General features: G+C 42.0%; 24 protein-coding genes. 3 read left to right on the top strand and 21 right to left on the bottom strand.

All coding sequences use genetic code 11. From position 1 onward, the window contains the following. Positions 1 to 372: 372 nt before the first annotated feature. The 8 genes from N8M93_RS20365 to N8M93_RS20330 all read right to left on the bottom strand — a co-directional run bounded on the left by N8M93_RS20365 (position 373) and on the right by N8M93_RS20330 (position 8240). Positions 373 to 930, bottom strand: a complete 558-nt coding sequence (locus N8M93_RS20365) for an alpha/beta hydrolase (RefSeq protein WP_261134483.1) — start codon at positions 928 to 930, stop codon at positions 373 to 375. A 293-nt stretch (positions 931 to 1223) separates the two neighbouring features. After that, on the bottom strand, positions 1224 to 2093 hold the full coding sequence (locus tag N8M93_RS20360; protein ID WP_261134481.1) for a glycine betaine ABC transporter substrate-binding protein: 870 nt from the start codon (positions 2091 to 2093) through the stop codon (positions 1224 to 1226). Between the two features lie 14 nt (positions 2094 to 2107). After that, complete coding sequence (locus N8M93_RS20355) at positions 2108 to 2938, bottom strand: proline/glycine betaine ABC transporter permease (protein WP_261134480.1); 831 nt, start codon at positions 2936 to 2938, stop codon at positions 2108 to 2110. Next, positions 2935 to 4134 (bottom strand): glycine betaine/L-proline ABC transporter ATP-binding protein, encoded by a 1200-nt coding sequence (locus tag N8M93_RS20350; RefSeq protein ID WP_261134479.1) that lies wholly within the window; start codon positions 4132 to 4134, stop codon positions 2935 to 2937. The genes N8M93_RS20355 and N8M93_RS20350 overlap by 4 nt, the downstream gene beginning before the upstream one ends. Before the next feature lie 37 nt (positions 4135 to 4171). Then, positions 4172 to 4642 carry a thioesterase family protein gene (locus tag N8M93_RS20345; RefSeq protein ID WP_261134478.1) on the bottom strand — a complete coding sequence of 157 codons (471 nt, stop codon included), beginning with the start codon at positions 4640 to 4642 and terminating at the stop codon, positions 4172 to 4174. 17 nt (positions 4643 to 4659) lie between these two features. Next, complete coding sequence (locus N8M93_RS20340) at positions 4660 to 5607, bottom strand: L-carnitine dehydrogenase (RefSeq protein ID WP_261134477.1); 948 nt, start codon at positions 5605 to 5607, stop codon at positions 4660 to 4662. A gap of 2 nt (positions 5608 to 5609) precedes the next feature. Next, positions 5610 to 6503, bottom strand: a complete 894-nt coding sequence (locus N8M93_RS20335) for a 3-keto-5-aminohexanoate cleavage protein (protein WP_261134476.1) — start codon at positions 6501 to 6503, stop codon at positions 5610 to 5612. A gap of 861 nt (positions 6504 to 7364) precedes the next feature. Continuing rightward, on the bottom strand, positions 7365 to 8240 hold the full coding sequence (locus N8M93_RS20330) for a manganese catalase family protein (protein WP_261134475.1): 876 nt from the start codon (positions 8238 to 8240) through the stop codon (positions 7365 to 7367). Positions 8241 to 8385: 145 nt separating this feature from the next. Here N8M93_RS20330 and N8M93_RS20325 point away from each other — a divergent pair, with 145 nt between their 5' ends. Continuing rightward, entirely contained in the window at positions 8386 to 8904 is a 519-nt protein-coding gene (locus tag N8M93_RS20325; RefSeq protein WP_261134474.1) for a DUF3231 family protein, read from the top strand. Positions 8905 to 9047: 143 nt separating this feature from the next. Further along, positions 9048 to 9269 carry a WGxxGxxG family protein gene (locus tag N8M93_RS20320; RefSeq protein ID WP_314728315.1) on the top strand — a complete coding sequence of 74 codons (222 nt, stop codon included), beginning with the start codon at positions 9048 to 9050 and terminating at the stop codon, positions 9267 to 9269. 210 nt (positions 9270 to 9479) lie between these two features. Here N8M93_RS20320 and N8M93_RS20315 read toward each other — a convergent pair whose 3' ends face one another. Continuing rightward, positions 9480 to 10016, bottom strand: a complete 537-nt coding sequence (locus tag N8M93_RS20315; RefSeq protein ID WP_261134473.1) for a TetR/AcrR family transcriptional regulator — start codon at positions 10014 to 10016, stop codon at positions 9480 to 9482. Between the two features lie 171 nt (positions 10017 to 10187). Beyond that, the gene (locus N8M93_RS20310) at positions 10188 to 10667 is read right to left on the bottom strand and encodes an SRPBCC family protein (protein WP_261134472.1); all 480 of its coding nucleotides are present in this window, start codon (positions 10665 to 10667) and stop codon (positions 10188 to 10190) included. Positions 10668 to 10969: 302 nt separating this feature from the next. On the opposite strand from N8M93_RS20310, the gene N8M93_RS20305 reads away from it, so the two are divergent. Further along, complete coding sequence (locus N8M93_RS20305) at positions 10970 to 13315, top strand: alkaline phosphatase D family protein (RefSeq protein WP_261134470.1); 2346 nt, start codon at positions 10970 to 10972, stop codon at positions 13313 to 13315. Between the two features lie 252 nt (positions 13316 to 13567). Here N8M93_RS20305 and N8M93_RS20300 read toward each other — a convergent pair whose 3' ends face one another. From N8M93_RS20300 to N8M93_RS20250, 11 genes are all read right to left on the bottom strand, one after another. Next, positions 13568 to 14464 (bottom strand): HD-GYP domain-containing protein, encoded by an 897-nt coding sequence (locus tag N8M93_RS20300; protein WP_261134469.1) that lies wholly within the window; start codon positions 14462 to 14464, stop codon positions 13568 to 13570. A gap of 463 nt (positions 14465 to 14927) precedes the next feature. Then, complete coding sequence (locus N8M93_RS20295; RefSeq protein ID WP_396125744.1) at positions 14928 to 15302, bottom strand: GyrI-like domain-containing protein; 375 nt, start codon at positions 15300 to 15302, stop codon at positions 14928 to 14930. Continuing rightward, positions 15229 to 15393: a hypothetical protein gene (locus tag N8M93_RS20290; RefSeq protein WP_261134467.1), complete on the bottom strand. Its 165-nt coding sequence runs from the start codon at positions 15391 to 15393 to the stop codon at positions 15229 to 15231. Before N8M93_RS20290 ends, N8M93_RS20295 begins: the two co-directional genes overlap by 74 nt. Before the next feature lie 190 nt (positions 15394 to 15583). Beyond that, entirely contained in the window at positions 15584 to 16102 is a 519-nt protein-coding gene (locus N8M93_RS20285; protein ID WP_261134466.1) for a YbaK/EbsC family protein, read from the bottom strand. 114 nt (positions 16103 to 16216) lie between these two features. After that, positions 16217 to 16669, bottom strand: a complete 453-nt coding sequence (locus tag N8M93_RS20280) for a VOC family protein (RefSeq protein ID WP_261134465.1) — start codon at positions 16667 to 16669, stop codon at positions 16217 to 16219. A 45-nt stretch (positions 16670 to 16714) separates the two neighbouring features. Beyond that, positions 16715 to 17077, bottom strand: coding sequence for an AzlD domain-containing protein (locus tag N8M93_RS20275; RefSeq protein ID WP_261134464.1), 363 nt, complete (start codon positions 17075 to 17077; stop codon positions 16715 to 16717). Then, on the bottom strand, positions 17028 to 17765 hold the full coding sequence (locus tag N8M93_RS20270; protein WP_261134463.1) for an AzlC family ABC transporter permease: 738 nt from the start codon (positions 17763 to 17765) through the stop codon (positions 17028 to 17030). The genes N8M93_RS20275 and N8M93_RS20270 overlap by 50 nt, the downstream gene beginning before the upstream one ends. Continuing rightward, entirely contained in the window at positions 17719 to 18651 is a 933-nt protein-coding gene (locus N8M93_RS20265; protein WP_261134462.1) for a helix-turn-helix domain-containing GNAT family N-acetyltransferase, read from the bottom strand. The genes N8M93_RS20270 and N8M93_RS20265 overlap by 47 nt, the downstream gene beginning before the upstream one ends. A 406-nt stretch (positions 18652 to 19057) precedes the next feature. Next, positions 19058 to 19270, bottom strand: a complete 213-nt coding sequence (locus N8M93_RS20260) for a hypothetical protein (RefSeq protein ID WP_261134461.1) — start codon at positions 19268 to 19270, stop codon at positions 19058 to 19060. 39 nt (positions 19271 to 19309) lie between these two features. Beyond that, positions 19310 to 19864, bottom strand: a complete 555-nt coding sequence (locus N8M93_RS20255) for a glycine/betaine/sarcosine/D-proline family reductase selenoprotein B (protein WP_261134460.1) — start codon at positions 19862 to 19864, stop codon at positions 19310 to 19312. Between the two features lie 176 nt (positions 19865 to 20040). Then, complete coding sequence (locus N8M93_RS20250) at positions 20041 to 20811, bottom strand: creatininase family protein (protein WP_261134459.1); 771 nt, start codon at positions 20809 to 20811, stop codon at positions 20041 to 20043. Between the last annotated feature and the right edge of the window lie 105 nt (positions 20812 to 20916).

Below are 20916 nucleotides of genomic sequence, written 5' to 3'. Positions count from 1 at the left end.
CTTTTCCTGAAAACTGGATACAGATAAGACTCTTTCTTTTGGGACGAAGGAAAAAGGATAAGCTACGAATTGTATTCTCCCCTGACATCTCAATAGACGTCGGCTGGCTGGTCATTGTACCATCAGCATTGGATTAAAAAAGGTTTAAGAAAAGAACCCTATAGTTAGGGTTCTTGAAGTAACACTATACAAAGTTAAGGTTTATTCTGCGTTTTAATCCGATTGATGGATTTGAGGTAAGGATAGATACGATGGGTTTTCGGATTTGTAACAGGAATATACTCGGATTTCTTCTGTTAAAAAAAGAAGGTATAGAGCCTATCATCCTTTGCGGACAAAACCCGATACCTTCTCCCATGTAAAAATTTCTGTTTAACGACTCACTGCTTCAATATCATGAATAAGTTCGGGCAGATCATCTTGGAATAAATGCCCGTAGTTCTCGAAGATCCTTTTCTTCGCGTTTGGAAGCTTATAGGCATAGTGCTCAAAATGTGAAAAAGGTACAATTTCATCATTGCGGCTATGATAAAGATAGATTTGTGAGATTTGAGGTAGTCTTGCAGCAAAATTTTCGGAGAGTTCAAATTCTTTATATCGCCAATCATCCAGGCCCCAGTATGGTGATCCAATCACAATCAAACCAGAGATGGATAAATTAAAATATTCTTCTGACAGGTACTTCAGGAGGACAGAGCCACCTAATGAATGACCGATCAGAATAACCGAGGAACCCTTTAAATCAGAAAGTTTCGCTTGCAGTTCGTTCTTCCATGGATCATATCTCGGGTTTTCTGGATCTGGCATTTCAGGGGAGGAAAAATGGTAATCCGAACGAAGCGATTTTTGTAAGTAACCGATCAGTTGACTACTTCCTTGCTTCCCTTTCTGGGGTCCTGCGCTGTGAATAAACATTACTTGTTTTTTCAAATCATAACCTCCTTGCAAATCTTATTTATGTCACTAAGGTCTGCAATCTACACTCCCATCTTTTCAAAGACCTCACATTGTATCCCGAACTGTTTTGCGTTTTCTTCTACCACTCTTTTAACATTATTTTTCTTTTAAATGAACGTTTAGTCAATAGAAAAATGATGCACTAAACATAATAAAAGCTGCCCCTTATTTAAGGCAGCACAAATCTCCAAATTATATTTCTATTATACAAACGAAAGAAAACAGCGTCTGACTGATGCCAGACGCTGCTTTCCCGTTAAGATCCACTATTCACCTTTCATTTTTTTCACTTTATCCGGGTTATTCTCGATCCACTCACGGGCGACCTTCTCTGGGTCTTTCCCGTTCTCTTCTATCTCTACAATCATTTTTTCTACTTCATCGATCGAGATGTTCCAGTTGCTTAGGAATTCATACGCTTCCGGTGCCTTTTCTTTAAGATCTTTATTCGTAATGACGTGCACAGAAGATGTTCCGAAGAATCCTTTATCATCTTCCAGTACTTTCAAATCATACTTATTGAACATCGTATGAGGACGCCAACCGTAGAACACAACCGGTTTTTCTTGTGCCATAAGCCGAGTAGCTTCTGCGATCATACCACCTTCTGATGAGTTGACCTGTTTCATGTCCAAATCATACGCTTTGATGATTTCGTCCGATTCTTTTGTGGCACTCGCACCCTCTTCAATACCTAATATTTCGTTATTAAATTCGTCTTCTTTTCCTTTTAAGTCGGAAATTTTATTGACATCTTTCATGTAGGTTGGAACGACCCAGCCTGTCTTCGCCTCTGGGTAACTGACAGCTGTATCTTCTACACTGCCTTCGAATTTGTCCAGATGAACTTGGTGCATAGGAAGCCATGCGTCCATGAACACATCCACATCACCACGCGATAGTCCCATGAAAACGCCGCCGACATCAGATTTCGTTTCTTTTACCGTATACCCCATGTCTTCTAAAATAAGCACGGCGATTTTCGTTGGAGGAACCGTACTTGTCCATGGCGTCACACCAAATGTAATTGTTTTACCTTCACTCGCTTCTCCGCTTCCTTTTTCGTTTGAAGAGCAGCCGACAATCAAGGCTGCTAGTGACATGATCATCAATCCTGTAAATATTATTTTTTTCATAGAAATCCTCTCCTTTATACTTTTTTTCCTAATCCTTGTGTGATTCGATCAAGAACGATGGCTAATACGACAATTCCTAAACCGCCAGTCAAGCCAAGACCGACATTAACGGTCGAAATGCCTGACAGTACCGTTGAACCAAGGCCAGGTGCGCCGATCATCGAGGCGATGACAGCCATGGAAAGAGCTAACATGATCGTCTGATTGACTCCAGCCATGATCGTTGGGACAGCCATGGGAAGCTGAACTTTAAAGAGCAGTTGTCTCGGTGTCGACCCAAATGCTCTTGAAGCTTCAACCACATCGGCTGGCACTTGCTTGATTCCTAGAGTCGTCATCCGAACAGCCGGTGGTGTAGCGAAGACAAAGGTCGCAATGACTGCTGGTACGCCGCCAAGACCAAATAACAGGATAGCTGGTATTAAATAGACGAAGCTCGGCAACGTTTGCATAAAGTCCAGTATAGGACGGACGATTTTGTCGACAATTCCATTCGTTGCACTCAGAATTCCAGCAGGCACTCCGACGACAATGGACAGAATCGTGGATACAATGACGACAGCTACGGTTTGCATCGCACCGTCCCATAGATTGACTGACCCTAAATAGACACAGCCGACAAGGGTGAACAAAGCCATGCCTTTACCTGCAAACCTCCACGAAAGCAGGATGAAGATCAGCGTGATGACTTCTGGAGGGATGACTAACAACAAGTCGGTCACACCTGTAATGAATGCGCCCAGACCATTACTGATTTGATTGAAAAAATCACCCATGACCGGCAGCAGCCATTCATTCACAAAAGCATTGGTCCACTCTTCCAAAGGCAGATAGAAATAATTCATGATGCTTCCACCTCCTCTTTTTCTTTACCTAAGACAAGGCCTGATAAAATCGATACTCTTGAAATGATTCCGATCAGTTTGCCTTCCTCTTCTACCACGATCGGATACTTCGTTTCAGCCGCAATCCCGAGCAAATCATTAAGAGGGGTATGTTTAGACGTCGTATGGACGTCCTCAACTAAAACGTGATCAAGTGGAATATCGTTCTTATAGGCTTCAATCGCATCATCAATCGTCAGAAGACCTTTGTAATTATCTTCTTTATCAACAACAAAAATGCTTGAGGCCCCGGCTTCTTCCATCTTCCGGACAGCCATCCTCGGACCATCTTTATACGTCGTCAGCACCTCTGGCTTTTTCATGACCTGATGCGCTTCCAGCACTTTTGAACGGTCGACGTCTTTCACGAAATTCGAGACATACTCATCGGCTGGGTTTTCCAATATTTCTTCAGACGTCCCGATCTGGACGATACGGCCATCCTTCATGATCGCAACCCGATCGCCAAGCTTCAAAGCTTCATCGAGGTCATGGGTGATGAACAAGATGGTTTTCCCCATTTTCTTTTGTAGGTGCAGCAATTCATCTTGCATTTCTTTACGGATAAGAGGGTCAAGGGCACTGAAGGCCTCGTCCATCAACAAAATGTCGGTATCATTCGCGAGTGCGCGAGCTAAACCTACACGCTGCTGCATACCGCCACTTAACTGATCAGGCCGGCTGTTCTCATACCCTTTCAATCCGACGTCCTCAATGGACTTCAGAGCCTTCTTTTCTCGTTCTTCTCTCGTTACGCCTTGAATTTCCAATCCGTATCCGACATTGGCAAGCACCGTACGATGAGGGAACAGCCCGAATTTTTGAAAGACCATCCCGAGCTTCTTACGGCGTGTTTCGATCAAGGTGGATTGGGACATTTTTGTAATGTCATCCCCATCAATGTAAACCTCACCGGCGGTCGGTTCGATGAGACGATTCACCAAGCGGATCAATGTGGATTTCCCGCTTCCTGAAAGCCCCATGATGACAAAGAATTCACCAGGTTGAACAGCAAAGGAAGCCTGGTTGACCCCTACGGTCATACCGGTATCTTTTAAGATTTGATCTTTCTTTTCTCCGTTTTCTAAACGTTTCAATCCCTGCTTAGGCTTGGATCCGAAAATCTTCGTCAGATTGTTGACTTCAATCTTATTCATCTACTCAGTCTCCTTTCTCGTTGCGAATTAGGGAGGGTTAACGTTTGATCCCTATTTGACGTCCTGCTTGTTTTGGTTTTTCTAATGAATGGTGGGCTTTTCGTAATTCAGCCACCTTTTGAGCAGTCGGTTCAGGAAATGGACCCGGTCTTCCTGTTTCCATATTGATCCCCATCAACATTTGCTCGCTTGTCGCCACGGTTTGATCATTTTTATTTTTCATGACAAAAAAAGCATGAATACGCTTGGTGTCAGCATCTAGTAATTGGACGGACACGTAGATTTCCTCATTTTCATGCGCCTCTTTCAAATAACAAAGGTGGGTTTCCAGCGTGAAGATCGTATATCGATACATATCACGGGCTTTTTCATGTAAACCGATGTACGCCATGAAATGATCGACAGCATGGCTGAAAACAGCCGCGTAGGCTGCATCATTCATATGGCCGTTGTAATCCACCCACTCTTCATGCACATGATCCTCGTATATAAAAGCAGGTTCTGACATGTTCATCCCTCCCCTTTTTAATTGTTTGCAAGACTTCTAGATTCAGGCCAATACTCTTCAACTAGGTCAAGCAATTTTACAAGAAATTCATTTCGTTTACGCTCAAGATCGGCTACTGATTCTTCCCCTGCATAACGTTCACAGCCTTCAATGACTCGTTCCTTCAGTTCCTCTGTCAGTTCTGGTGCTTCTAATTTTGTCCAGGGAAGCTTAAGTGCTGGACCAAATTGCTCGAGCATATGGCGCATGCCTTGTTCCCCGCCAGCTAAATGGAAGGTAAGGAATGGTCCCATTTGCGCCCATCGTAATCCAGCACCGTAAATGATCGCTGTATCGACTTCTTCTGTGGTAGCCACTCCATCATTGACGAGGTGAAGAGCTTCACGCCAGAGCGCTTCCATCAGACGATCCGCTACGTGACCATCGATTTCTTTATGGATCACAAGCGGTTTCATGGATATACGTTTGAAAAATAAGCAAGCCTTCTCAATGACAGACTCGTCGGTAGCCTTTCCACCTACGACCTCTACAAGTGGTAGTAAAAAGACTGGATTGAACGGATGGGCGACAATAAACCGCTCGGGGTGCTGTAAACTTGCCTGCAACGTGCTCGGGATGATTCCTGAAGTACTGGAACCAATGATCGCTTCTGGATTTGCGTGCTGATCAATCTCCTCCAGTACAGTTTTCTTTAGTTCTTCACGTTCAGGTACGTTTTCTTGAATATAGTCGGCATGGGCGACAGCTTCCCTGATCGTAGGCATGAAGTGCAATCGGCCCTGGGAAGCTCCTTCCACAAGCCCTTTCTCCTCTAATGACCTCCATGCATGGGAAACCGCCTGGCGTGTACGCTTTTCCGCTCCTTCTGCCGGGTCAAAGGCAACGACATCATATCCTTGAGCTAAGAAGCGGGCGATCCAGCCATTCCCGATGACTCCTGTTCCAATTACGGCAATGTTCTGCATGGTTACGCACCTCCTTTGTGGGGTGAGCGAAGGTTGAATTGCTCACGTGCTTCTTGTGGCGTCATCGGTTCCAGCCCTTGATTGTGCAACATTGTGACTGCTTTTTCAACAAGCTGGTCATTTCTCGCCATAACCCCTTTTTTCAAATAAAGATTATCTTCCAACCCTACTCGGACATTTCCACCGAGCATTGCTGCTTGAGCAGTCATCGGCATCTGCATCCGGCCAATTCCAAAGGCTGACCAATGTGCATTATCCGGCAATCGGTTTTTCATATAGAGCATCGTCTCAGTGTCCGCTTCCGCTCCCCATGGAATACCTAGGCAAAATTGAAACATCGGATCACCATCGATCAACCCTTCTTGGATCAATTGTTTCGCAAAACGGATATGTCCCGTATCGAAGCATTCAAGCTCAGGCTTCACGCCACTTTCCTGGATAAGCTTTGCTTGTTCACGCAGCCAATCTGTCGGACTTAAATAAATCATATTGCCGAAGTTTGTACTGCCGCAGTCCAGTGTACACATTTCTGGAAGCAGTTCTCCTACTGGTTGATGACGTTCAGCTGGTGTCTGCATATCCGTTCCGTCTCCACCAGCTGCAGGCGTTGCAAGACTAGGGATGAAATCTCCTCCGCCACCTGACGTAATATTGATGACCACATCTGTCTCTGATTCACGTATACGATCAACGATTTCCCGATAATGGTCGATATTGTGGCTGATCCCGCCTGTTTTCGGGTCGCGGGCATGAATATGGGCAACAGTAGCACCTGCTTTAGCCGAAGCAATTGCTGATTCGGCAATCTCCTTGGGTGTAACGGGAACGTGTGGATTCTTGTCAGTGGTTTCTCCTGCTCCCGTTACCGCTGCGGTTAACATCACTTTATTTTTCAATTCATTTCCTCCTTTAGGTTCACTTACCAAATTTTAACTTTACCATCCAGACGGTTTATTAATCCAATACAAACTGTACCATCCAGACGGTTTTGTTTCAAGGGTATAACACATTTAAATGAGAAAAATGACTCATCCTTTTGTTTTAAATCACGTCTTGAACTTACTCGCCGTTACGGGGAACAAATTTATGAAAAATCACAACGAAAGTAACAATAAGACAGGACAAGCTTTTGTTGCTGAAGGAGGTATTTCTATCTTTAAATAAAGTTCTGTTAAATGACTTCGTTGATTTTCAGTGAATTTACGACACTTCTGCGGAAAAAAGAGCCAGCGGTGACCCCGCCGTTTTTAAATGGATCTTCGACTAACAACCAGCACGTCTGTGCAAATGAGGGGGCCTGCGGATTTAGGGGCTGATCCTTGGAAGTAGTATCTAGCTCATCGACCCTTGAAGCCGTTCCTACCCCCTAGAAGTTTTACTATCTATCATATTTCAAGTTAATGATCTTTCGCTATGGTCTTATTTTTTAATCCCACTTTGTGGCTTTGTACCAATCATTTCAAATTCTTTGATTTAACTCAATCATAATTTCATAAGAAAAGGGGCTTACCCTTGTGACAGATAAGCCCCGGAACGAAACAATTGAATTCCTTTTGTCGTTCTATGAAATCTTATTTCAGTGTTATTTATGTCTTCTTCCAATTCTTCTAGTTCTGGAATTCCAGCAGATTGTTTATCCGGTTGTGAATGTTCATAAAACGAAAATATAGTCATTACTCTCGTCAAGGTAATTACAATCTTCAACTTTAATTAGGGTTAATGATATGATTTACCCACTCAAATCACGAGCGAGTAATTTATTCTTGTTTTTTGTCTTGCATATAGGATGCAACATCAATGTTTGGTGCAGGTTGACCGGGAATAGGTGTGTTATGAATATAAGCTGGTGCTTGATTCAATTTAGGAACTTGCCCCATAGCTTCTGGATTGGCAATATAATCGAAGTTAGATTGTTTATCGATGGTTTGTCCGCTTGCCCATCTACCTTGAGCGCTTTCTTCACCCTGTGAAAAATTCATAAAGGAGTAGGAAACTTCTTGTTTCTCCAGTTCCTGAGGGAAGGAACTGGGAACTATCGGCTTTTGGTTTTGTTCAATTTCCTCGATCGCTGCCATCCATTGATTTTGATGCATCGTATCCCTGGCAATCAGGAAAGATAGCATATCCCTCACCCCTGGATCATTAGTCGATTCATATAACCTTACTACCTGCAAACGACCTTGTGATTCGGCATTGAGATTCGCACGAAAATCTGCAAGTAGGTTCCCACTAGCGATCGTGTAGCGTGAATTCCACGGGTAGCCTACACTGTCAGTTGGAGTCGCTCCTAAACCAGAAACGATGATATGTTGAGGGTTGATTCCCCCTAAAACAGCCTCGATAACAGGATCTTTCGCAGCTTCATCTTGTTCTTTAGCGGGAGCTCCATCCAATAGTTGCGCAATCATCGTAGCAATCATTTCTACGTGGGCAATTTCTTCTGTTCCGATATCGAGAAGCATATCCTTGTATTTTTGCTCTCCCCGGAAATTCCAACCCTGAAAAAGATACTGCATAAACACAGTGATTTCTCCGAATTGTCCCCCTAATATTTCTTGAAGCTTTTTGGCATAAACAGGATCCGGTCGATCTGGTTTTGCATTATATTGAAGTTCTTTAATATGGAAGAACATAATTTTACCTCCTATTGATAATCCAAACGTAACAGGTTTAGATTCAACCAAAAAACATATTCTATTCAACCTCAACGAATTGAATAAGATCAGGTACATCTGCAAAATATAAAAATTGAAAAAGAAAAACAATTAGGAGGATTTTATGGGAATTTTAAGTGGAAATCCACAAAAAGAACCTTTACATTATGGTGAAGTTTATGGGCTTTTTACCTACCTTGCAACAACGAATGGAATGGTGGCCGGGTACCAGACTTACATCAATCATGCTGGTGACGATGATCTTAAGGAATTTCTTAGGGACAGCATCCAAGCCATGAAACAGGAAGCGAAACAAGTTGAAGAATTGTTGAAAGTAAATGGTATTGGATTACCTCCCGCTCCACCTGAGCGGCCAAATGCTTCTTTAGAAGATATTCCTGTTGGTGCTAAATTCAATGATCCAGAAATAGCAGCATCTGCGTCAAAGGATATTGCTGCTGGTCTTGTTACTTGCAGTACTGCGATTGGCCAGTCGATAAGGGAGGATCTTGCAATGATGTATGGTCAATTCCATACAACAAAAGCACAATTCGGAGCTAGAATTTTACGAATGAATAAGGAAAAAGGATGGCTAATACCACCACCTTTACATGTGAAGACACCTGAAGATAAGGCTGTATAACAACAAACAAATCCCCAGAATTTCAGAGGAGTATAATGGAGATAAATTTGAAAAAGAAAATCGTTTTATCCATGATTTTCACAGTTACACTTTTGTATTCGTCATTTTCAGCCTTTGCTTAAGGCAATAGTGGAAATGAGCAAATGAACATGCATCAAGAAGATGATGGCAATTATGGTGAAGGTCCAATGAACATCAATGAAGATGATGGACCATTGAGAGTTAATGATGAGAATAGGGATAATGGTCGAACAAATGTAAATGCAACTGGTGCTGAAAACGAAAACAACTGGGAATGGTTAGGACTATTAGGTTTAGCAGGTCTATTGGGGTTGCGTAAAAGAAATAACGAAGCAGTAAGATAAAAAAACTTCTTTTAAAAGCCTCTCAAATCGAGGGGCTTTTTCAACCCTTCAAGCAGCTTTTCTACTATGCCCGGAAAAAATTTCGGTGAATTCGTCTTATATCGTACTTAGCGTTCCGGAAGTTCTCGATCACTCCATCAAATACTTTCTTCAATATAAGAGCAAGTAAGGCTCAGCCTACGCCAAAGGCTTGGCTTTGCCAAGTTTTCTTTATTCCTCGGTCCATGCTTTCAACGTTCTGTATACTTCATCTTTTTTCTCTTCTTCTATTTGATAAATATCAAAGAGTTCGGAAAGCCAAATTCCATCAATCGCCAATCGAATGATTGTCGCTTTCACTGGATCCAGTCCGTCATTTTCAATCTCATTCTGCCAATTGGCATAAGCCTCTCGAATCGGTTGTAATAAATCCGAATTGACTGCTTTTGCAGCCAACAGTCCGGCATTCATGTCTTTATTCTCATAACTTTGGTTAAAGGTTACATCCAGAAAAGAACGTGTCCATCTGCCTTTGGTCCCTTGATCGATTTCTGCGTTATGACGAATTTTTTCTTGATAATTTCGGGCCAAATGCTCAACCATTCCCTGAACTAAAGCTTCTTTACTTGGATAATGATAAAGCAATCCACCTTTGCTTATTCCGGCTTCTTTGGCTGCCGCTTCTAACGTTAAATTAAAAATTCCTTGCTCACTTACAACTTTGGATGCAGCATGAAGAATTTCAACTTTTTTAGAATACCTGCCCATGTATGATCTCCCCTACTATAAAAGTCAATACCCTAACTATACTTTCCAGACGGTATAGTTTGCAACTCATTTTTTCATTCCCCATACAACATTTTCGATTCAGGAGTAAGATCATAGATTATTAATTTTTAAACGAGATGTCCTTTACAAGCCGTTAAGAAATCAATCCGTTCAAGTTATCTTTCCAAAGGCTTCCCCATAAAACGCACGCAATTCCTCTGCATTGTCCGGCCATTCAATCGCATTTCCGTGGATGATCTGGCTAAGGACGTCCAGACATCTGTGCCATCCGGTAGCGATATAATGTGCATAGGTTGCGTCATCAAACGTATGGATGAAGACCATCCGTACACCATTGTCCTCTTCAGTTAACGAAATCTCGATCAGATCATCCACTTCACGGAAACTGAATGTATGAGGGTTATCTAACTCGGTGATGACAGCCTCATATTTGGATCCTTCACCATCATCAAACTGGATTTTACCTCCAATTTCGAGATCCATCTCCCCTGTCGCAAACGGATACCATTTGACGAACTTATCAGGATCCGTAATGACGTGGAAAACCTCTTCTGCCGAGTAAGGAAAAACACGCTCAAACGTCAAGGCATGACGTCCATCTTTATTATGCAACGTACCATATTCATTCATGATTTGGTCCTCCTTTTTATTTCATAACGCGGCTCCAACAATCCGATTATTCAATATTGTTCTATCCTATGTACTTTCTCTGTCAACAACCGTTTTCCTTTCTAGAATCTAGTATATGAAGATCTGATGGTCCAAGCTGATATAATTCGTTCTCGTAATCATACAAGGCATTGCGACCATTGAATCTACAAAAACCGACAATCTTCATCACACATTAATAGAAGGTACATATCCACTTCACAATCTTTTCTTAGAATAGAAAGCGTTCGTAGAAGCTAAATCATGTATAGGAGAGGATTCTGTTGGATTTTGAAAAATGGTCGAATGATTTAAAATCGAAGAAAATGAATCGAAAACATTTTCTTGAAACTACTGGGAAGTTTGCTGTGGCAACCATGGCAAGTCTTTCTCTTCCATCTATTTTAGTAAAACCAGAAGATGTTGATGCAGCCCCGACATTTACAAAAGACCCATTTAACCTTGGTGTTGCCTCAGGTGACCCGCTCCCTGATAGTGTTGTATTATGGACAAGAATCGCCCCAAATCCTCTTGCAGCGGATGGGAAAGGTGGAATGGGAAAGAGTTATGTCTCCGTTCGCTGGGAAATTGCTGAAGATGAAAGATTTGATCGTATCGTCCAAAGCGGTTCTGAAGTTACAGGCCCTGAGCTTGGACATTCTATTCATGCAGAAGTATTTGGGCTGAAACCAGATACAGCATACTATTATCGATTTAAAGTCGGCAAAGAGATCAGTCCAGTCGGTAAAACGAAGACAGCCCCGAAAAATGACGCCAATGTAGATCGTCTATCGTTTGCTATTGCCTCTTGTCAGGCATGGGCCGGTGGTCGGTATGCTGCCTACAACAATATGGTAGATGAGGACCTCGATTTCGTCCTCCACCTCGGTGATTACATATATGAGAAAGGTGATACAGAAACACTCGCTGATTACCGACTTCTTCATGCAAAATACAAAACATCATCAGATTTGCAAGCTGCGCATGCCAAGTTCCCTTTCATCGTTACATTTGATGACCATGAAATAGATAATGACTGGTCTGATGATATTTCTGATCCAAATTATCCAGACGGTGAACAGGAGCGGTTCCTTGCCGTACGTGCAGCAGGTTTTCAAGCTTATTATGAACACATGCCATTAAGACGCAGATCAAAGCCGAACGGTCCCGATATGCTTCTTTATCGTAAGTTCACCTTTGGAAACCTAGCGGAATTCAGTGTTTTGGATACGCGACAATATCGAGATAATCAAGTAGGAAGTGGATTCCCTGGTGGACCGCTTGATCCTGAAGCTTCTGACCCAAACCGGACAATCATGGGTTCTGAACAAGAAAAATGGCTCCTCAATAATCTAGAACGTTCAAAATCAAAATGGAATGTCATCGCTCAACAAACCATGATGGCTCAATACGATTATGACACAGGAGATGGAATCAGTGTCAATCATGACCAATGGGATGGTTACAGCGCTGATCGAGACTTTCTTTTCGATTTCATAAAAGAAAAGAATCCGTCCAATCCAATTGTAGTCAGTGGCGATTGGCACTCGAGCTGGGTAAATGATTTGAAGGAAGATTTCAACAACCCTAAGTCAGCGACATTAGGGACTGAGTTCGTCGGGACCTCCATCAGCTCTGGTTGTGGATGGAAAGGTAATATAGAAGACGCGCTTTCTGTAAATCCCCATGTCAAATTTTTCGATGGAGATTACCGTGGATACGTACGCTTCAAAGTGACACATGAATCATGGCAGTCAGATTATCGAGTTGTGTCTTCAGCAAATGATCCCGATGCTGTTGCAGTTACCCTCGGATCATTTGTTGTGAATAATGGGAAGGCTGGAGCTCAGAGAGTTGGAGGAATCGATATTACTGGTATTGAGGCAGGTACCATGAACGCTGGACAATCAAACCCAGTCTCAGTCTCTCTTAGCAATGGTACGACAAATAAGGTAAAAGTAAATGTAAACATTCCAGTTCCTTATGGATGGAAAAGTGAAAGCATTGAAACGGTCCTTGAACCTGCATCCTCCGCTACGGTTGAAGTGATGGTAACACCACCTGACTCAATACCAGCTACTGAAAAATTGAAGGTTGAAGTGAAGACGGATCCAAGTAATATAACCGTGTTTGGACCACCACGAGATGTTCAAGTAGTGTCAGCAACATCTGGTGACAAGGCTCTGGTTGCATTAGACGGAGGTGGTTCGTCGTCTCCAATCTTTTCTTCCTACGAAAGACTGACTCCGGAAGATGCATGGGAGGCTGCAAAGGGGTATGGTTGGGTTGGAACAGCACCATTCTCACGAGATAGAGGTACACCAGATCCGTTACAGCGGGATTTGATCGCCTCTCGCGAAGAATTGACCACGTTTAGATTGTTCATACCGGCTGGACTTCATAACGTTTATTTCCTGACGGGTGATTCAGTGTATGGATCGCCAAATACCATCATCCATACAAATGACCAATTATTAGCCGACACAGGAGGAGAGTTGTCACCTGGTGCATTCAAGTGGCTTAGCTTTGAACTTGACGGAGGAACTGAAGGAAAGGAATTCGACCTCGAACTCACTAGTGAACTAGGAGATGGTGCGTGGCGTCTCGTTGCGCTTGTAGTAATGCCATAGCATAACTGGAACTGATTTGATACTTGAAATCATACTTGTACATGAACCCCTGGCTAACGTATAATGCCAGGGGTTTTAGTTTTCAATTTTAATTCACACTACCAGTCCCACAATGCGGCTGTACTTCAAACTTAAGAGGTATTACTATCAAAATAGGGTCTTGCAAAAACAATAAAATTACACATTGAAGATTCAAAAAATGGTATACAGCAAATCTTGCTAGCACTCTGTTAATCTAAAAAATAGTAAGATTTATACTTCTTGAAGCATAAACTCTGGAATCGTGATTTCTTCTCTGATACTGATGAATTTCTGAATCAAATTGCCATCAAACTGGGTCCACGCGCATGCTTGTAACTCCTCAAAGGCTTCATCATAAGATAAAGTTTGTTTTTTATAATTACGTCGATCAATCGTCATGGTGTCAAACGCATCACAAATTGAGATGATCCTTCCTTGAACAGTTATTTCATCTCCTACCAATCTTCTGGGGTAACCTGTCCCATCCCATCTTTCATGATGGTCACGAATGAACTTTGCAGCTCTGGTCAAACCAAGATGCTTCCGAACGATTACATTTCCGATATGTGAATGGCTTTGAATGATGGTATACTCCAATTCACTAAGTTTTCCTTGTTTCAACAGTATGTTTTTCGATATACCCATTTTACCGATATCATGCAACAAAGCTGCTATTCGTAAATCTTCATCATAACAACCGACTCTTTTAGCCAACATACTCGCCAGAAACATAACTCGTAATGAATGATATTTGAACATTTCAATGATTTCATTGTCCTGTGCAATTTCATAAAATAGGGACTCAGGGTCACGTCCAAGCCCAAGTAATTTTTCATTTGTTTCCGTTTCTATTTCACCGGTATCTAAATCGTCGGATTCATCTGTGGCTTTAAGGCAGAAAACTTCTCCAATTTTATTGAAAATGTCATCGAAGGGCAACCTTTCATCCCTTTTTTCAGCTATATATAATCCGATTTTCAAATCAGTTTGATCATAGACATACTCCCCATTTTCCATTACATTGTGGTGCTCAAACCTTTCATGCAGTTCTTCAAACCATTCTTCAACAATATTTTGATGTTTACCAACTTTATCTGAAAGTTCTTGTAGAGTATATTTTTCTTCCATTTTCTTTTACCCTCCTAAACTTATTATTTATAGATAATTCCCCTTTCCACTATTATCGACTTAGCACATTAAAGTCTTTAAGCTTTTCATGGAATTCCAATTTATTTAGTCAGAACCTATAAAAAGGTATCGGAATGAAATATCAGAGATTTCAGAGGCCTTCTCCGTAAATCAGTTCAAGAATACGGAAGAACTATGGTCGTAATTCAAATGATAAGGAAATGAATTTTATAACCGGGATATCAGGAAAGACAATGGAAAGTACAAAATTTCCCTATCTGCAAATAATAAAAGCAGGTAAGAAGAGATTCGTATTTTTTTAATCTGTTATATAATTTTTTTCCGACTCATCGGTTGTCATTTATTATCTGAGATGGAGACGTTACCAGATGGATTGATATTCCACAATTCATTTGTCAACAGCTCAACCAATTCAAGGCCTTTGAAAACGGATATCGTCTTTCTAGTCAATTGGAATCAACAGTTCGACCTTTTCTTCTTCCATTCCTTCCTCCATGTAGAAAATCTCCATTGGAAAGGAGCGATCGAGCCATTTTTGCTTGTAACCGTTCGTTTTCATCCACCCGAACAATTCCGAGTACCCTTCTTCAATCGTCCGGTTCGTGCACGTCACTTTGGCATATTTCGTCAAAGGCACATGGAAACCGGTCATGTCATCCGGAACCGATTCAAGGGCACTGACTTCCACACATCCGAAATACGTTGCGATGATATCGTTGCACATATATGGGGCGTAAAGAACATCAGGATTTACAGCATTCTTGATTTCGGGAATCCTCTTTTCGAACCTGTTGTGTATCTCCGTTCGGAAAAGCATCTGGGAAATTGGCAGTTACACATTGCCCGACAAAATTGAATGCTCTTTCCATGATCTCGCAGGTGAAAAGCATTTCTGTTTTTTGTAGCATCTTCATCCGTCCTTTCATTCTTCAAGATAAAAGACCCTGCCCTTTTGCTGGCACGGTCTCGTTGTCTTATGACTTTTCTGAAGGTCAATCTACTAAGAAGTTCTGCATCGTTCAGAATTTTCCTTTTATAATTCCTGAAATTTTCCGGCATGAAAAAGACGCTCCTCTAGAGAGCGTCTCATATTGGCGGTTAATCGGATTTGACAGAAGAAACTGTCTCCTTCTCAGCCTCTTCCTTGTCCCAACCCTTGCAAACATCGATCCAGTCGTTAGCAGATGAATATTCATCTAATTCTTCGCATGTCAATTTGATCGCCGAATTCGTGCTTCCACATGCGGGGTAGAGGTAGTCGAAGCGTTTCATCGATATATCCAGATAGACGTCCATGTCCTTCGCCAAACCGAACGGACAGACTCCCCCCACGACATGCCCGGTTTGATCCAATACTTCATCAGGCTTGAGCATCCGTGCTTTCATCCCGAATGTCTGGCGGAATTTTTTGTTGTCGACTTTCGCATCACCTGCAGCAACGACCAGAAGATTTTTTTCTTCTTTTCCTTTGAACGACAGTGTTTTTGCAATTTGGGCTGGAATGACGCCAATCGTTTCAGCAGCCTCTTCTACAGTGGCACTCGAAGTGTTGAATTCCATCACGTCTTCTGCCCGACCCCATTTCGCAAAATGGGCCTTTACACTTTCCAATGACATATATGTAACATCCTTCCCTACTTATATTAAGTTAGATGATAACATCCTTTAATACAGTAGAGCAAAACATTCAGTACTCCTAAGACTGTGATCAATCCAAGTGCCGGCAAAAATTCACTTATCCCACTTCTGTATTTCAATTATGTTTCCTTCTGGATCCTCGGCATAAATGACTGTTAACGTACCGATTGAATCATATTTCTTTTTCACTAACCCCCCATATTTCTTTCCCCCGTGTTCCAGTAACTTTTCCAGCACTCTTTCAACATCATCAACCTGGAATGCAATATGTGTGTATCCTTGTTTGTTGATATGCGTGATGTCACTTTTTAAATTCTCGGGCTCATATTGAAAAATCTCCAAAGTAGGTCCCTCTTCGTATCCAGGCAAGCTGAGATGGATACCCTTTATTCTGACGTCATCAATATTCGTTACCTGATCGATCCATGCACCTGAAAGATCCCTTTCATGATATACTGGCTTGCAATCAAAAACCTCTATATAAAACATAGCCAATCTAGACCAGTCTTTTGCCACAATATTCGTATGAACGTACTTTATAGCCACCTTAAGCCCTCCATATGACGAAGAGATGAATATCTCTCCTGATTATTATTTAACGAACCCCCATATCAGTACAATTCCCATGCCGACAAAAAAGCTTAAAAAGAAATTCTTTGTGACTTTCATAGTCATTAAGCAAATCACACTAGCTAAAAGATAGGACGGCTTCCATTCGAAGCCTGACTCACCGATGAAAAGAGAAGGAAAAACCAATCCTGCAAAAATGCCAATCGGGACGAAGGCTAATCCGTTCTTGAATCTTTTTGTCAGCACCCGCTCAGGCACTCGCAGCAATAGACGCCTCGTCAAGTATGTAACGATTGTGATTCCAATTAATAGGGAGAGAAAATTTGCAGACGTTTCAACCACTCCTCTCGAACAAGCGATCAGGTGAGACATAACCAACGACAAAAGCAATCACTCCTGCAATGAGCAAGAGAATGCCCATCGGGAAAACCGAGGATAGAATGATCATGATCAATCCAGTCATGAGGAACGTCACGATCTTCAGGAATGAAGTGACTTCCGTATAAGCCATGATTAAAAATATTGCGGTAATGCTGAAGTCCAACCCCAGGTCTTTTTGCGCAGGTAGGAAACTGCTGGTAATCGTACCTATGAATGTGCCTAAGCCCCATGAAAAATACAAAAAGATTCCCGCGCTGGTGAGATAGCTTTTTTGCGGCTGTGGTCGTTTACAATGTTGTAAAGATAATGCATAAAGAGCATCAGATAAAAAGTAGGCTATGAAATTCGTAAACTTCAAATCAAATTTCGTAAAGTAAGGTGATAACGACAATCCGTATAAGAGATGTCGCACGTTGATCAACAAGGCAGCCAAAACCATTGCTGATATGCTTGCGTTTTCGGCCATCATGGGAAGGATGGATAATTGTGCTGAACCTGCAAAGGAAACAAGGGACATCAACATACTTTCAATAGGTGTCAAACCTGTTTGAATCGCCATCACTCCGAAAACACTTCCGAATACGATAAAGCTGATTCCCATTGGCAAGGAATCTAGCATCCCCCGTGTCCAATTACGGTTCAATTTACTGAGTGGGTTCATCTGTAAGATCCAGATCCCATCGTTCTTCAATCAACTTTGTCCCCGTCCATTCTTCATTCGGTTTTTCTTCGGTCAGCTTGAAATTATATTTTTGGTAAAGGTATCGAGCCGCATCCAACGTACTTACCGTCCATAGGAATACGTGCTGATAGAGCTGTTCTTTACAGAAGTTGAGTGCAGTATCCATGAGTCTTTTTCCGATGCCCATTCCTTGATGATTTTCATCTAAAACGAACCATCTTAGCTGTGCTACTGTATCGCTGGACTTCGTGATGGCGATTGAACCGACCGTTTCACCATTCACTTCGGCAATCCATAGCTCTCCTCCATCGGTATTGATCATGAATTCTGTCAAACCTTTCATGACGTAGTACTCAAACATTTTCCCGAACTTATAGGTCTCGTCATATAACCTGCCATGAAGATACGCGACGTACCCAACATCACCTGCTTTAAAAGGACGGATGACCACTTCCGGTTGTGCAGATCTTTCCGTGTATATCGATTCGATCGTATCCATTGATGTAACCAGCTCGGATAATTCCGCTTCTGACAAACGTTGGATCATTTTCGATACACCACGGTTGGCATGATCAACTAACTCGTCATAAACTTTTTTGCCATATTCGGTAAGGTAAAGTGAATACTGTCGCTTATCCACTGTCGATTGTTTCTTTTCAATGATCTTATCATCCTCAAAACGTTGGATAATCCTGCTCATATAACCTCGGTCAATTCCAAGGTTCTCTCTTACTTCAGTTGCGGTGCAGCCATTTCTGTAATTGATTTCAGTGATTACCCTGGCTTCTGTCAATGGAAAGGGTTGATTATAGATTTCCTGATCGATCTTGCCCAGGACATTAGCATAATATCGATTGAACTTACGGATTTTTTCAACATATTGAGTAGATTGCATCGAGATCCCTCCGAGTATTCTGAAATTTCAATTTTAACTTAGTGTACTATTATTAATTGACTGAGTCAACTATATATGTGAGTGCCTTTTGTAGTACTTATTAGATATTCATGTTATGGTGTGGGTCTATTTTACTAAATTGCACAAGATGACCTCACTTTTGCTCAAGATGTACTTGAAATTGCAAATATGGAAAGAATTGCGTGCAATTCTACCTTTTTAAATAAAGATCTTTCCTATTAATTAAGAAAAGCGCACCCAATTTTATTGGAGTACGCAATAATTTACTATTCCATAGTTTGATTATTCCACTAAAAAACTTACGATTGATTCTAAGAACGCAGACTCTTACTTCATGAATGAGCTGTTTACGTAAGATTTGCAAGAATAGGAGATCACACGGCTTTTAACTCGTACCGGTAATCATTTCTCCCTTTTTCGCTTTGTTGAAAGCATCCAGACACTGCAGAAGTGCAGAATATTGCTCCTCCTTCTGGTTGGGCCGCCCGATTGGATTTCCCAATTTGCGTGAAAAATGGACGGATCTAGGGACTCCTAACGCCGTTGTGGTTTCAGGTAATAAAGTGACCATTACCGTTGAAATACCTGCCTTTTCCATCTCGCGTGCAACCAGTCCCACGGACCGGTGACAGTGATTTCAGGCAGGGGTGAGAATAGCGAGGTCAACCTGATCTTCCACCAAACTTCGCACTGCTTCAGGCGCAGTCTTTTCTACCAGCGGTGTCGGATCATGAATCCCTCCCTGAAAACTGAAATGACGAGGTGCCACGCTGCCTATCTTCCCCTCTTTCTCCAACCGGTGAAGAGTGTTTAAGGGAAACATGACCTCCAAATCCATTTTCACATCACTATGATCATAAAATAAATGACTGATGACCGTTTCATCGGGGGATGCCTCGGAAGGGATGACACGGTAGGAGCAATCCCCTTTAGTGTCACTCAAATCAAAAGGGGGCTGGCTTTTTAAAATGATCCCCCCGGAGGTGACAAGTGCAACCCGACTTTCCTCAATAGGCTTTTTTAGCGGAGTCCAGGGTATTTCCCCATGCCATTCCCTGCCTAATTTCACGCTGATCCGATCTACAAAGCCCGGATATTTTTCCGCCAGTCTATTGATTAATTTCGATTGGGCAAGATTAAATATGAGTCTTTTGCCAAGGCCAACTTTTGAAGAAGAATGTATTCTACCCATTCGTTCTGCCTCCTTTTTTACTTTTCACCCTTATAGACGGAATAAGGGTGAGGTTTGTGACAAAATAATTTTCATATTTAAATAGAGCGTTTTGCCGCAGTTTCCCCAAAACCAAATTGGTCCTTTTTTGGCACACTCGAAACATTTTAAATCTTGCTCCTGTTTTTTTACATTCTCTACATAACTTCCCTATGAAAATCCTTGTGTACTGCCTTTACGATTTCATCAGATAAAAGTTCTAAGAAGTATTCTCCCCATTCTGCTTTTGCCTGTCTCGGATCACCTAAGATACCCACTTCCGTAAGACCGACGATCCCATTTTCAAACAGCTTATCTAAAACGTCCTCTGTCATCGGTCCGATATATCCTGGTGTCGCTTTTTCCATATCCACTTGATCAGGGGCAATATGCAGCATGACAGAGGTTTCCATCGCTCCTCCATGTCCGCAGCTTCCTTCAACTAGTCCAAACTTTTTTTCAAATCGTGTCATTAGTTCCATCAATTCCATCAACGACAATGCACTGCTGAATTGTATATCTGGATGGATCTCTTGAAGGTTCTTGACGATCTTCTCATTTTCATTAAAGTTTCCTCCATGCGAGGAGAAAATGATAACCTTTTTAAACCCGTGTCTTTTGTAGCTTGTGACATAATCCTCTATGATTCCACGATAAACTTCTGGACGGAGCGTCAGGCTTCCCGCCATTGGGATATGGTGCTCTGACAGACCAGGACGAATGACTGGGGCAACAAGTGCGTTACCAAGCTTTTCTGCTACAAGAATTGCAGTCGCCTCGCCGATTACTGTATCCGTCAGTTCAGATAAGTGATAACCATGCTGCTCAACAGAAGCTGTACAAATGATGACTGTATCCATCCCAGCTCCTATTTTCTCTTTAATGGTTGGCCAGTTCATGTGTTCAAGCATGTAATCATGAGCTTTCATTTTGATTCCCTCCAATTTATTAGAGTGTCAAGAAGCCTCTTTGAGAACATCAAATTTCGTTTTTTCATTTTGAAGGTCTCTATCAATTTTTGGATATGAAAAATA

Origin of the sequence: Bacillus sp. Marseille-Q3570, from assembly GCF_946151055.1 — a bacterium.
Classification (GTDB): Bacteria; Bacillota; Bacilli; order Bacillales; family Fictibacillaceae; genus Pseudalkalibacillus.
The sequence above is the reverse complement of the archived record's forward strand: the minus strand, read 5'-3'. Positions and strand labels throughout refer to the sequence as shown.